Genomic DNA, 13,113 nt, shown 5'->3' with positions numbered 1-13,113 from the left:
CGTTATCAGCCGCGTCGGCGAAAACACTGAGCCAGGGGGTGCGTTTCCACGAAAGTCGACAACTGTTAGCCAGCTGTTAATGTGCGCTGCTGCCTCCCAAACGGCCCGCCAGGCGGGGAGCCGGTGCCCCGGGCCTCGGCGGCGGACGGCGCGCCCGCCAGTCGGGCGGGAGCCGGTGCCCCGGGCCTCGGCGGCGGGCGGCGTGTCAGTCTTGGGGCTTGCGCTTCATCGACAGCGAGCCATGCTTCGTGGCGTAGAGCTGGTATAGCCGCCCGGCCTCCACCTTGAGGGTGCTGAAGGCGAGCCGCAATTCATGGCCGTCTCCAGCGAGGCGGGCGTGGAAGTCAAAGATTTCGCCCGGTGCAGACTCTGGCACATGAAGCTGCCAGGTTCCGTCTTGTAGGTGGGCGTGTGTCGTCGCCTTGTCGCGCCGCCGGCGGACGAAAACTTCCGCCGCCTCCGCTATCCCCGGCCGGGGAGCAAGGCAGAGGACGTCATCTTCCCACCACGCACGGTCGAGCAGGCGTTCCACTGTCTTCCCTGTGACGCGGACGGCGCGCGGAGGCCCCGACAGAACCTGCCGCCACGACTCCACAAAGGTGTCGGCGTTGAACCGGTCCAGGGTCCGGAGTGCGTTTTCCCCCATCTTCCTGCGAAGCTCGTCGTCCTCCATGAGGGCGAGGATCCGGTCGGCCAACAGCCCGGTGTCACCGAAGGGGACCAAGAGTCCGTTTTCTCCGTCGATGATGACGTCCCGGGGGCCGTAGTTGGCATCGTAGGCCGCTACGGGGACGCCGTAGGACATGCTCTCCAGAAGGATCAGCGGGAACCCCTCCGACTGTGAGGTCAGGAGCGTAAGGCATGCCCCGGCGTAGATGTCATCGGGGTTGTCGGCGAACGGCATGAAACGGACGTGCGCGCGGATGCCCAATTCGTCGATCAGCGTCTGGATCCGGGTCTCCTCGTCGTCGCGGTAGCCGAACCCGAACACCTCCAGGCGGGCGCTGGGACGGGAAGCGAGAATTTTGGCGAAGACGCGCATGGCTTCGTCCACGCGCTTCTTCGGGTGCGTCCGGGCCACCAGCACGATCCGGTCGGCGTCGACGGCCTTGCCGTCTTCCCTTGCCGGCGGCGCCACTTGCGGGATCACGGCCAGTTGGTCGCCGTGGCCGAACTCGGTGCGGATGTCTTCCCGCTGGGCTTCGGTCAGGAGAACCACCGAGTCCCATCCGCCAAAGGACCCCAGGAGCCGGCGCCAGCTCGGGCTGACCCCGGAACCAAGGGTGTAGGGGTGCTCCTGGTGGTTGCTGTGGACCGCGGCGACCTTTCCCAGATTGGGGTGGCGCAGCGAATGGACGACGTCGTCGAGGTTTTCGGCCGGCAGGTTGGGCAGGTTCTCCCGGAACTCGGAGGTGATGACCGGTGCCTGCTCGCCGGCAAGCAGGCGTTCGAAGGCGAACTTGTACAGCTGGCCCATCGACGAGAAGGTCTCTGGCTCTGGGCCGAACAGGTACCCCTTGCGCCACTGCTTCTCGCCGGGGTTTTGCAGGATGGTGAGAAAGCATTGACCGTCGCGGCCGATGTAGCGCTGGGCGGCCGGAGTTGCGGAGCCCGGCTGGTAGTCCAGAATCCTTGCCACGCGACCGTGCTCGTCCAGTTCCCAGCGGCGGGTGCGCAGCCGGTCTGGGCCGAGGTCCTCGATGGCCGCCGGGATGCCGCTGGCGTGGAACCGGACGTAGTGCTCCTGAACTCCGTTGCGGAAGTAGGCGAAGGCCAGACCGGAAGTTCCCACCGGGAACCGGACGAAGTCGGCCTCGCCCGGCGGCTGGACGCTGGGCCGGGTCTCGGCATCCGGGCTCGGGTCCAATGAACCCAGCACGCTGCGGACCTTGACGTCGGGGTGCAGGTGGCCGTCGGCCTTCAACTCGGCTACGTCGGCTTCCAGCCGAGGCTGGAACGCAAGGACCTCAATCCAAACATCAGCAAAACCGCCCTGCTCGGCCAAGGCGCTGGCGCGGGACCGCACGGCCTTGACCAGCCCCCCGCGCTTCAACGCAAGGGTGTTGACCGGGAAGTGCGCGGTCGGCATCGGCTCGGGTGTCTGCATCGCTGTGCTGTTGTCCTCATCTTCGTAGCGCGGGCCGAGCCGGTCATATCTTGTTGCGCCCCGGACAGGAATCGAACCTGCGACCAAGAGATTAGAAGGCTCCTGCTCTATCCGCTGAGCTACCGAGGCTGATGGCCGGCTACTGTCGCAGTCCACTCCAATTCCGGAGTCTCCAAACGTGTCCAGTCAGTGCCACTCTCGTGGACACTAATGCGGCCGGTGCTTAGTCTAGCAATTCGTTCAAGGCGGGGCGCGATGGCGGCCACGGCGGCGCTTCCCGTCGTCGGCCAGGGGTGCGACGCACTGCCACAGTGAAGAAGGACGTACTGTTCTGACCCGTTCCGTTCTGCTGCCCACGCCGGGGCTTGCACAGACTCCCGCGGCCGGGCGCCCGGCGCCCGGCCGCGGGAAGGGGCTTGCTACTGGCCTGTTCCGGCGTCGCCGCCACTGTCGGGCGGGCCGCCCTGCCCGGCTGGGCCGGGTGCCGGGATCTCTTCCGGTGCTGGTGCCTGGCTCGGCTCCGGGGCAGGCTCGGTGGTCTGGCTCGGTTCCGGGGCAGGGGCCGGGTCCTGTTCGGTGCCGTTCGATTCTCCATTTCCCGGCTCGTCAGTTTCGGTTGAGCTGTTTCCGCCGACCGAGGGATCGTCCGTGGTCGGAGCGTCGTCGGCCGCACCATCTTCGGTCTTCGCGGGATCCTCGTCGTCCTGTTTGGCCGGCTTGTCCGTTTGATCCGCGGCCTCCTGGTTGCCGCCCAGGGTGCCAAGGGTCGTCTTGTGGGCGCTTGAGGCATGGTCGATACCCGTAGTCGAGGAGACCAGGCTGGAGATCGGCTGGCTGGTGCCGAGTTCCACCGCGGTGATGCCGACCATCGCGATGGCGAAGGCAGCGGCACTGGCCAGTCCAACCTTGACCCACGTCATCGGGGCGATGGGCTTTCTGGCAGGTTTAGGCTGCGGTTCGATCGCTTCGGACGGGGCGTTGGCGGCCACCTTCTCGACCTCCCGCAGGGCCCCCACGCGAGCCTTGGGGATTTTCTTCAGGGCCACAGTGGCGGCCGAACTCAGCGTCCGGGCATAGAGCGCGGCGCCCACGGTGGCGACGACGGAACCGAGTGCGGCGCCGATCAGCGTTCCGGCGACGCCGAGAAAGGACCCCACTACTGCGGAGGTCACCGCGGCCAGCGCCGAGGCGATAGTTTGGGCGCCACTCAGTCCGAGAAAGGGCTTGGGCTTGTCGTCGGCAGCGGAGTCGTCAGGCATATTGGTACCTAGTTCGGTCGGAGAATATTACGAGTAGGTAACGATACCTGTGCGCGGCTGGTTCCCGACATGGCCGTCCTTAAATGAGAGGCTGCTCACACCGGGGCCCGGGAGGGTCGTTCCGATGTGCTGGCTCGGGAAAGGCGGGCCCGCCTCGTCTCGTTGGCCGGGCGCCGTCGTCGTCTTCTTTCCGCGGGAGCGGCTACTTCTCTGTGGCCTCCGTAGGCACCGCTGAGGCGAACTGCGCACTTTGCCTCTAGCGCGGAACCAGCAATGTGTCCCAAGATAACAACTGAGATCAGCGTCCGCTGTAGGGATCAAACTGCCGGTCGCTTTCGCCTCTTGTATGCTGATTCAAAGCTGACGATCGACGGGCGATGGCGTCTATGAAGGAATGGCTGGCGGACAAGATTTCGGCGGGGCTGAATTCTGCTCCTGCCCGCAATTTCCGGGGCTGGCTCGGAATCAAGCCAGCTGCGCGAGCGAACCACGAGCTCCATGGGGTGAAGGTTCCGGCTGACGTCGCCGTTTATTTCGGTGACGTGGCCGCCAAGAACTACCAGCTGGAACAATGGCTCGCGGTCCTGTATGAACTCCACCGGCACCACCCGGTCGTTTTGGTATTTCGCAGGGTCGGAGCCCTCCGCGCACTCAAAGGCAAGACCGGGCTGCCATGCATTTTCGTGCGGCGGTTCGAAGACCTGGTGCACCTGTATGAGGACAATGACTACCGATTGTGCCTGTACGTGAACAACGGTGTCAGCAACTTCCAATCCCTGGCGAATCCTCGAATGGTGCACGTGCACATCAATCACGGGGAAAGCGACAAGCTGTCCATGGTCTCAAACCAGGCCAAGGCATATGACAGGGTGATGATTGCCGGTCCGGCTGCACTGGAACGGCACCGGAGCGTACTGGTGGACTTCGACGAGTCCAAATTGCTGGCCGTCGGGCGACCCCAGCTCGACATCGACTTCCCGGCCGGGCTCTCTCCACACGCGGGGCGCACCGTCATGTACGCGCCGACGTGGGAAGGAGAGAACTACGCGAACAACTACACCTCGCTTGACGTTTTCGGTAAGGAAATCGTCACTTCGATTCTTTCCCTGGCGGGAACGCGCTTGGTCTACAAGCCCCATCCGCGCGTCGCGGAGTCCAGCGACCCAGGAGTTTCTCAGGCCCACGCCGCGATCCTCGGGCAAATAGACCAGGCCAACGCGGCGGGAGGCGATCATGTAGTGGCAACGGCCGGAAATATCCTGACCATGTTTGACCGGACGGACGTTCTGGTGACAGATGTCTCCAGCGTCGGCTTGGATTACCTTTACCTTCACCCCGACCGACCGCTCATTCTCACTGATCGCCGGAACGACCCGGAGGCACTGCAACGGGAGGCCCCGGTGAGCCGTGCCTGCCCAATCATCGATGCCGGCTCTGTTCAGGATGCAGGAGCCATCATCGCGGAGGCATCTGACGACGACGCGCGGCGCGCCATGCGCGTGGACATGCGGCAGTACTATTTCGGAAACTTGGACCGGGGGGAGTCAACGCTGGCTTTCCTGGCGGCCGTGGACAAGTTGATTTCGGACCGCACCCGGAAGCTTTCGGACTACGAGTTCCAGAGGAGCTCGCTGGAAGCGCAAGAATAGTGGAACTCGGCCTTCATTATTTTCCCTGGGGTTGGCGGTCCTGCACTCGTTCTGCTTCAACCAGGAGCTCTTCCACTGCCCGGATGAAGCGGCCGGTACTCGCTCCAGGGGAAGTGTCGCCGAAGTGGTAGTGGATGAGTTCAAGTTGTCTTTCAGGAACAGGCTCTGCCAATCGGTCCCGTATCAAATGAGGTACACGCCAGCTATCTTCGGCTTCCAAGAGCGGAACTACCGAGGCGATTCCAGACTGAGGAACCGGCGCCTGTTTTTGGACTGGACGCGTGATAAGCATGTGCTTGCGCTGAGGCAACCAATCCATCGCCATCGCTGAAATATCGCAGATGCAGAAATCCGCGTCGGCCATCGCAGCGGCGGGGCCCTCCCTCTGGTCACGAAAATGACCGGAGGCCGGATCACGCTTTCGGGTGTTCGCAATCAAGCGCGTGATCTCCCGGACTGCGTGCTTGTGTTCCGCAAGTCGCGACCCGGTGCGTGGGTGCGGCCTGAAAATCAACCGGCAGTCACGATCCGCCAGCAGGGACTTCGCCAGGCTTACCCCATGGGAGACACATGAGCCGTATTCCATGGCCGGACGGTCACCTTCCCATGTCGGGGCATACAGAACAGTGGTACGTCCGTTGTGGTGTGCTAAGGCGGGCGGATAGAAGTCGAGCTGTGGCCTGCCGACCTCCACCAGTTTTTGAGCGTCAAAGCGTTTTAGGGCACTGACTATCCGACGGCGCGACGCCTCTCCGGCGATGAAAACCTGATCATATGCTTTCAGCTGATTGGAAGCCATGGAGAGCTTGTCGCTTTCCCCGTGGCTGAGGTGGACATGGAATGGGCCGGCGGTTCGCAGCACGGTGAAGTTGAACTGGCTGTTGTTGACGTAGAAAACGACGCAGACCGAACGGCTGGCGAGAAACTGTTCGACTTGTTGTATCCCCCGGGTCAGGAACACCGGTAGAGGGGAGTCCTGCGCCAGCAACTGGGCAGTGACGGGCCGGTGGGCGAGGATGGCCACAGGGTGGGTCTTGGCCAGTTCCCTCATTGGCTCAAACCACTGGCGCACCTGGTATGCGTTCGAGGGCCCATCTGCGAAGTACAGAGCACAACTGAACTTTTCCCGCCCGCTGTTGTGGCGCTCCTTCAAGCCACGCTGTACCCGGGGCTCCAAAAAAACATCAGACGATTGCTCGCCCAGCATCTGCAGCGCCCGGCGCGACTTCGAAAAGATTGACAAGGAATCTCCCGGGAACGACGAGTTGGTGCAACAGTCTAAACATGCCGTGAACGGTCTTGTGCAGGGTACTTGCTTGCTTAATCCTTATCCCTGTTCGAGGTGACAGCCGCTAGGAGTCAACTGGTTCCGCGGACCTTTCTCTGAACGATACTGTGATGGCGTGCGTCTTTGCGCCACGCAACTTGCAGGGATGCACGGCCTGAAATGCGTCGCTCTCGAGGAGATCCGGAATGGCGGGGAACAACATTGATCTCTCCGTGGTGATCCCTGCTTATAACCCGGGGCGCTACCTCCAGCCCTGTCTGGAGTCCGTTGCGGACCAGGACCTGGCTGACATGAGAGTGGAGATCATCGCCGTTGATGACGGCTCCACTGACGGCAGCGCCGAACTGTTGGAGAGGTGGGCTGACAAGCTGCTATCCATGGCCGTGATACACGAGCCTAACTCGGGTGGTCCTGGTCGCCCAAGGAATATCGGGTTGAACCAAGCCACAGGACGTTACGTGTTCTTTTTAGACGCGGATGACTATCTGGGCAGGGAAAGCCTGCGGAGAATGGTTGCCTTTGCCGACCAACACGAATCTGATCTGGTCATCCCTAAACTCGTCGGGGTCAACGGTAGGTGGATACGCGAGTCGGTTTACCGTGAGACCCAGGTGGATGCAGACTTGTTAAAAGCTTCACAAGCGTCGGGTCCGACGAAACTTTTCCGCCGATCCGTCATCGAAGAAAACTGTTTACGGTTCCCTGAGGGGAACGTTCCGGCCGAAGACACCGTCTTCTTATTCAAGATGTTTGCGGTCGCACGCCGTATCTCAATCGTTGCCGATTATGATTACTATTTTGTCGAGTTGAGAGACGATGCTGCGAATAGAACCATGCAGCCGGTGGATCCGTATAAGTATGCTGACTCGCTCATCGCCGCGATGGAGGCAATTCAAGGCAGATTGCACGACCGGGTTATTGAGATGGAGCTTTGCCTGGAGCTTTTCCGCCGGGTCGGGCTGAATAAGTATGGTCCCAGCTATGCGGAGGCGCGGTCAAAAAGGCAGCAGGACTGGGTCCAGGCGCATAGGGGTATCATTTTACGATTCTTCCCTCCTGGCTCTGAGATGGCTCTCAAGTCGCCGGCGCGAGAGCGCCTGGCGTTAATCCGGGAGCAGCGGGTCTCGGCCTTGGCCAGTCTCGCTACAGTGGCATCGACCCCAAAAGTGCAGGCGGCGGCGGAACAGGTACGGGCGCGCCGCCAGAACATGGTTCTAACCGGCGAAGTGAGTCTGGAGTCCGCGTTCCGCCGTTTGGACGGGGTCCATGTGGAGTTGGTCCCGCGCGATAAACAGCGCCATCTGTCCTTCGAGTCGGCAGGCGGGAGGTTGGCCGTAGACGCCGGAATGTCTCAAGTTGCGCCACCGCGGGAAAAGTTTGAGTTGGAGCTTGATGCGGCTATCCTGAAAGCGTTGCCGGAGGGGATCTGGGACATGTTCCTGGTTGCTTCTACCGCGGGCAGGCAGATCAAAGGGCGGCTAGGGGTGGCACCGGATCTTCGTATGGCCGCAATGCATGCCTACGGCAAGTCGATCACTCCCTATGAGACCGTCCACCATAATCTCAGCGTGAAGGTTAACAGTCGACGCGCCGGCAGATCCTCTTATCGGGCCATTTTGGGCGGAATCCGGGCTGCGCTTCGGCGGTTTAGGCGTCCGCATCCTGGCGTGGCCAATTCTGGGTCCTAGATTGCCGATCTTGTGCAGCAGCGCGCCGTACTGCTTGCGGGTTCGCCGCCAGGGGTGCGAAATCCAGTCACCGGTCCAGACTGCGTTAGACGTGCTTGAGGCTCAACGAACCGTGGATTGTCGCGTAGGGCAGCCAGTGGGTGTGGCCCGGGAAGCCCACCCGAAACGTGTGAAGGATATTTTTTCCGTAGACCTGCAAGCTGATGTCGAGCTCGTTGTTCGCATCCGGTACCCCCGCCCGCAACATCGCAGCAGTGATAGTGCAAACGACTTCCAGTTTCCCCTCTTCGCGTCGCGCGATTGGGGCCGGAAAGAACGCGGGAGCGCCGGCGGACCTGCGGCTGATGACGATGTTGGCTGCGAGTGCGTCTTCAGCCGGGGGACCGCTCAGCTGGCGCCAGGTCACCTGAGCCGCAAGATCTACATCACCTGTTGCGTTGTAGCAGACTTCCTTCAGGGTGAGGTCCAGGTCGCGGAGGACGATTCTGTCCTGTTTCTGTGCCCAAACCCGGGCTAGCACGTCAGCCCATCGGCGGAGTATGGCACCGTCGGAGAACCTCTCACTACGCTCCCAAGCGAGCTCACCCATTCGCTTCGCAAGGTCATCATCGGCACAAAGTTGGATAATCCGTTGGGCAGCCGCTTCCACGTTGCCAGGCTGAATCAAGTACCCGGTCTCCGTGTCATCGATGACGTCACTGGGGCCATACCGAATGTCATATGAGACGGGCGGGCATCCGCGGCCCATGCTTTCCAACAGCACGAGCCCCTGCCCTTCGTTTCTGCTGGTCAGCAAAGAGAATCTTGCCTGCTCGAATTCCCGGGCAGCGGCTGTGGAGTGGCCGTGGAACTTCACCACCTCCTGAAGGCCAAGAGCGACGGTCTGCGCCTGAAGACCGGCCCTCAAAGAGCCGGTGCCGTAAATATCCAGCGTGCAATCGGGCAGACTCTGGTGCACGACGGCCATGATGTTCAGGGCTTCGGCAACGTTTTTCTGTGGTTCGAGCCGACAAACCATGACCCCCCGCTTCGGCAAGCGATTCCTAAACGGCGGAAGATGTTCCGCTCTGCCGCTGGGGTTGGAGATCGTGAACAAGTTGTTGGACCGGCCAAACCTGTCTTCGAAATCGCGTTGATTCCTGTGGGTCAGGAAGACGATGCCGTCCCAACTTCCCGTCTCGTCGACGATTGTTCGGCGTCCGGTCCCAAGTTTACCTTGGAAGGGATCTTGCCCTGCCTTGACATGGCTATTGTGCATCACAATCAGCTTGACAATGTTGTCTTCTTCGAGAGGCGCGACGATAGTGCTTGTGAAGGCACTGTCGACAACGAACGTCGAATGCTCTCCGCTTGTGAGTTCCCGCATCCACGAGCGGTAAAAGTCGCCGGCCGAGCGCCATCTTTCGATCGGTTCTCCGTGGCGGTCGAACAAGGTGAGGTATCTTCCTGCGGACTCGCCCTGCCCGTCGAGCGGCTTTTCGTCGCGTAAGAACTCACTTCCATCTTCCCGGTAGAACTTCCGCCAGGCGAATGTCTGGCCATCGGGACGCTTTGCTTCCGTCATGAAAGTCCGGCCCGAAGGATCGGTGACGGAAAGGGAGTAGGCAAACGGTCCAAAATCTGAAGGAGGATCCTGCACATCGGTGAGGGGAATTCTTCCACCGAGGGCGGCTGCCCGGTAGTACTGGTAGATATTGAGCACCCTTGTCGCTGGAGAAATCTTTTCCCGCTCTTGCAGGACGGATACGGTTCCGGCGTAGCTCGCCTTGGGCTCGAAAGTTAAGACACTGGCATCGACTCCGGCGTAGTCATGCATCGCACGTGCGCGGTGAAGACTCATGGTCGTCATGCCGCCAAACTCTGTCGGCAGAGCCCAAAGAACCATGAAGTACCGTGATGCCGGCAGCGACACAGCATCCTCCAGCGTTTTCACGATGTTGTCTTCTTCACACTGAAATTGCCGTACACGGTGGCATAGGGGAGCCAAGGACGCGCTGTGGGAAGCCACTTCACTCTGGTCTTCTTCTCCTGAGCGCCTGTTCGTGCAACAAAATAAATGTCGACTACGTCCTGTTCATCGAAGCCGATATCATGCAGGTTGATGCAGCATTGAGCGGTCCGTGATTCTTCTTGTCCGGGGCCGTCAATCACCTCGGCCGCGAATTCTTTCTTCCGGCCGCCGCTGCGCTCCGAGAACACGTAGGAGTATGTCGAGGGACCCTCGTCTGTTGCGGAAACACTGCCGGAGAGGGTCAATATGCCCTGATCGGTGAGCATCGCTTTCTCAAACTTGAACTCAGCTGCATCTTTCACCAGAGGACACTTCCTGCTTGCATTTTCGACGACCCATTCTTATGTCGGCCCGGGCTTGATTCGCGCGCGTCCTGTTGCCCTGGTTCTCACGTGACGATACCTGTTAAGGCGGGAAAAATGAACGTCCCGTTTGACATCACCGTGACCGGGAAAGGGAGAACTGCTGCACTGGACGCCGCGGGCAGGTTTCGGTCACCGCCTGGCGCTCCTGCAAACGAACTTCACGCAACCCTGAGCGCATCGGCTCAAGCTCGTGGACCATCGGGTCACGGAAGCGGGGGCGTGTGCCCCTACACCGGCGCCTGTAGGCCGTACTCCGTCCACAGCGGCTAGGGCGTTGCTTTAGACCCTCGCCCCGCCGCGGAAGATTGGGACGTGCCGGCGGCACGGCCGGCTTGGACGAGATCGGAGGCAGGAGATGAGCGACTACATTACGGTTCGCGGCATACTCGGCACGGAGGTGCAGCAGAAGCAGACCAAAAAGGGGGATTCGGTGGCCGAGTTCAGGCTGGCGTCGTCCGGGGACTGGTTGAACCGTGACACCGGTGAATGGGTCAAGGGCGTGACCAACTGGTACACGGTCCAGGCCTTTCGGGGACTAGCGGAAAATTTGTGGAGGAGCCTGTCCAAGGGCGACCCAGTGGTGGTGACGGGCAGGCTGAAACTGCGCCAGTGGGAGTTGCAGGACGGGCGCCGCGGCACGTCCCCGGAGATCGATGCCGATTCTATCGGGCACGACCTCCGCCGGGGCACCGCGGAATTCACCAAGAACGGTTCCGTTTCATCCCTTTCGGCGGGTGGCCCGGCAGGCCAGGACGGGCAGCAGCGGCGGACCGGAGCCGACTACCGGTCGATGGCCTTGGCTGCATCTGGTGCCGATCTCGGAGCCGGCGACCCTGCTGACGCGGTGGAGCCATCCATGATGGCTGCCAGCGGTGCGAGGGCGTTGGACGGCGAGCAGGAGAAAGAGCCGGACCTGCCCATGGCCGGCTGACGTCCGCCGGCGGGCGGCAGCGGTGCCACCCGCCGGCGGGAGCGCCCGGTGTCTGAGTATGTGATCGTGCCGCGCAGCGACTAGCCTTGAGGGCATGGCGGAATTCATTTATACGATGTCCAAGGCCCGCAAGGCCGTTGGCGACAAAGTCATTCTGGACGACGTAAGCATGTCGTTCTTCCCCGGCGCCAAGATCGGCGTCGTCGGCCCCAACGGTGCGGGCAAGTCCACGATCCTGAAAATCATGGCCGGCCTGGACACCCCCTCCAACGGCGAAGCCAGGCTCAGCCCCGGCTACACCGTCGGCATCCTGCTGCAGGAGCCGCCGCTGAACGAGGAAAAGACGGTCCTGGGCAACGTCCAGGAAGGCGTCGGCGAAATCTACGGCAAGATCCAGCGCTTCAACGAAATCTCCGAAGAGATGGCCAGCCCGGATGCCGACTACGACGCGCTGCTCGAGGAAATGGGCAAGCTGCAGGAGGCCATCGACGCCGCGGACGCCTGGGACATCGACTCCCAGCTGGAGCAGGCCATGGACGCGCTGCGCTGCCCGCCGGGCGACGCCGACGTGACCGTGCTCTCGGGTGGCGAGCGGCGCCGCGTGGCACTGTGCAAGCTGCTCCTGCAGAAGCCCGACCTGCTGCTGCTCGACGAGCCCACCAACCACCTCGACGCCGAAAGCGTGCTGTGGCTCGAGCAGCACCTGAAGTCCTACCCGGGTGCCGTCCTCGCCGTGACCCACGACCGGTACTTCCTCGACCATGTGGCCGAATGGATCGCCGAAGTGGATCGCGGCCACCTCTACCCGTACGAGGGCAACTACTCCACCTACCTGGAGAAGAAGCGCGCCCGGCTCGAGGTCCAGGGCAAGAAGGACGCCAAGCAGGCCAAGCGCTTGACCGAGGAACTGGACTGGGTCCGCTCCAACGCCAAGGGCCGGCAGACCAAGTCCAAGGCCCGTCTGGCCCGCTACGAGGAAATGGCTGCCGAAGCGGAGCGCACCCGGAAGCTGGACTTCGAAGAAATCCAGATTCCGCCGGGACCGCGGCTCGGCCAGCTGGTCATCGAGGCCAAGGACCTGTTCAAGGGCTTCGGCGACCGCGAGCTCATCAAGGACCTGTCCTTCTCGCTGCCGCGCAACGGCATCGTTGGCGTGATCGGTCCCAACGGCGTCGGCAAGACGACCCTGTTCAAGACCATCGTCGGACTCGAACCACTGGACGGCGGGGAGCTGAAGATCGGCGATTCCGTGAAGATCTCCTACGTGGACCAGTCCCGCGGCGGCATCGATCCGAACAAGACCCTGTGGGAGGTCGTCTCCGACGGGCTCGACCACATCCAGGTCGGCCAGGTCGAAATGCCGTCCCGTGCCTACGTCTCCGCGTTCGGCTTCAAGGGTCCGGACCAGCAGAAGAAGGCCGGCGTGCTGTCCGGCGGTGAGCGCAACCGGCTGAACCTCGCGCTGACTTTGAAACAGGGCGGCAACCTGCTGCTGCTCGACGAACCGACCAACGACCTGGACGTCGAAACGCTCTCCAGCCTGGAAAACGCGCTGCTGGAATTCCCCGGCTGTGCCGTGGTGGTCTCGCACGACCGCTGGTTCCTGGACCGGGTGGCCACGCACATCCTGGCCTACGAAGGCACCGAGGAAGAGCCGGCGAACTGGTACTGGTTCGAGGGCAACTTCGACTCCTATGAGCAGAACAAGGTCGAGCGGCTCGGCCCGGACGCGGCCAAGCCGCACCGGGTCACGCACCGCCGCCTGACCCGCGACTAGCACAGATGAATGGAACGGCCGGGCCCCGCAGGGAGCCC

The 13,113-nt window shown here is 62.2% G+C and carries 9 protein-coding genes and 1 tRNA gene; 4 read left to right on the top strand and 6 right to left on the bottom strand.

The window, feature by feature from the left end; translation table 11 throughout:
- Positions 1-205: 205 nt before the first annotated feature.
- The 3 genes from AC5RVS_RS12860 to AC5RVS_RS12850 all read right to left on the bottom strand — a co-directional run bounded on the left by AC5RVS_RS12860 (position 206) and on the right by AC5RVS_RS12850 (position 3,366).
- Entirely contained in the window at positions 206-2,107 is a 1,902-nt protein-coding gene (locus AC5RVS_RS12860; RefSeq protein WP_494108430.1) for a glycosyltransferase, read from the bottom strand.
- Positions 2,108-2,163: 56 nt separating this feature from the next.
- Positions 2,164-2,236, bottom strand: a tRNA-Arg gene (locus AC5RVS_RS12855).
- 290 nt (positions 2,237-2,526) lie between these two features.
- Positions 2,527-3,366 carry a hypothetical protein gene (locus tag AC5RVS_RS12850; protein WP_494108429.1) on the bottom strand — a complete coding sequence of 280 codons (840 nt, stop codon included), beginning with the start codon at positions 3,364-3,366 and terminating at the stop codon, positions 2,527-2,529.
- Between the two features lie 386 nt (positions 3,367-3,752).
- Between AC5RVS_RS12850 and AC5RVS_RS12845 the strand changes: the two genes are divergently transcribed.
- Positions 3,753-5,015, top strand: a complete 1,263-nt coding sequence (locus AC5RVS_RS12845) for a CDP-glycerol glycerophosphotransferase family protein (protein ID WP_494108428.1) — start codon at positions 3,753-3,755, stop codon at positions 5,013-5,015.
- A 16-nt stretch (positions 5,016-5,031) separates the two neighbouring features.
- On the opposite strand, the gene AC5RVS_RS12840 is transcribed toward AC5RVS_RS12845, so the two are convergent.
- Positions 5,032-6,258, bottom strand: coding sequence for a CDP-glycerol glycerophosphotransferase family protein (locus tag AC5RVS_RS12840; protein WP_494108427.1), 1,227 nt, complete (start codon positions 6,256-6,258; stop codon positions 5,032-5,034).
- A gap of 230 nt (positions 6,259-6,488) precedes the next feature.
- Here AC5RVS_RS12840 and AC5RVS_RS12835 point away from each other — a divergent pair, with 230 nt between their 5' ends.
- Positions 6,489-7,991 carry a glycosyltransferase family 2 protein gene (locus tag AC5RVS_RS12835; protein WP_494108426.1) on the top strand — a complete coding sequence of 501 codons (1,503 nt, stop codon included), beginning with the start codon at positions 6,489-6,491 and terminating at the stop codon, positions 7,989-7,991.
- A gap of 85 nt (positions 7,992-8,076) precedes the next feature.
- Here AC5RVS_RS12835 and AC5RVS_RS12830 read toward each other — a convergent pair whose 3' ends face one another.
- Positions 8,077-9,924 carry a glycosyltransferase gene (locus tag AC5RVS_RS12830; protein ID WP_494108425.1) on the bottom strand — a complete coding sequence of 616 codons (1,848 nt, stop codon included), beginning with the start codon at positions 9,922-9,924 and terminating at the stop codon, positions 8,077-8,079.
- Entirely contained in the window at positions 9,921-10,304 is a 384-nt protein-coding gene (locus tag AC5RVS_RS12825; RefSeq protein WP_494108424.1) for a hypothetical protein, read from the bottom strand. Before AC5RVS_RS12825 ends, AC5RVS_RS12830 begins: the two co-directional genes overlap by 4 nt.
- Before the next feature lie 418 nt (positions 10,305-10,722).
- On the opposite strand from AC5RVS_RS12825, the gene AC5RVS_RS12820 reads away from it, so the two are divergent.
- Together AC5RVS_RS12820 and ettA are read left to right on the top strand one after the other, a co-directional pair.
- The gene (locus AC5RVS_RS12820; protein WP_494108423.1) at positions 10,723-11,298 is read left to right on the top strand and encodes a single-stranded DNA-binding protein; all 576 of its coding nucleotides are present in this window, start codon (positions 10,723-10,725) and stop codon (positions 11,296-11,298) included.
- Between the two features lie 94 nt (positions 11,299-11,392).
- Positions 11,393-13,075, top strand: a complete 1,683-nt coding sequence (gene ettA / locus AC5RVS_RS12815; protein ID WP_493977427.1) for an energy-dependent translational throttle protein EttA — start codon at positions 11,393-11,395, stop codon at positions 13,073-13,075.
- The last annotated feature ends 38 nt before the right edge of the window (positions 13,076-13,113 follow it).

The organism is Arthrobacter sp. Y3221048 (genome assembly GCF_059092685.1).
The sequence above is the reverse complement of the archived record's forward strand: the minus strand, read 5'-3'. Positions and strand labels throughout refer to the sequence as shown.

What these genes read in the sequence shown, in the direction of transcription:
- AC5RVS_RS12860 (WP_494108430.1), bottom strand. Translation starts at nt 2,107, where the DNA reads ATGCAGACACCCGAGCCGATGCCGACCGCGCACTTCCCGGTCAACACC.
- AC5RVS_RS12850 (WP_494108429.1), bottom strand. Translation starts at nt 3,366, where the DNA reads ATGCCTGACGACTCCGCTGCCGACGACAAGCCCAAGCCCTTTCTCGGA.
- AC5RVS_RS12845 (WP_494108428.1), top strand. Translation starts at nt 3,753, where the DNA reads ATGAAGGAATGGCTGGCGGACAAGATTTCGGCGGGGCTGAATTCTGCT.
- AC5RVS_RS12835 (WP_494108426.1), top strand. Translation starts at nt 6,489, where the DNA reads ATGGCGGGGAACAACATTGATCTCTCCGTGGTGATCCCTGCTTATAAC.
- AC5RVS_RS12820 (WP_494108423.1), top strand. Translation starts at nt 10,723, where the DNA reads ATGAGCGACTACATTACGGTTCGCGGCATACTCGGCACGGAGGTGCAG.
- ettA (WP_493977427.1), top strand. Translation starts at nt 11,393, where the DNA reads ATGGCGGAATTCATTTATACGATGTCCAAGGCCCGCAAGGCCGTTGGC.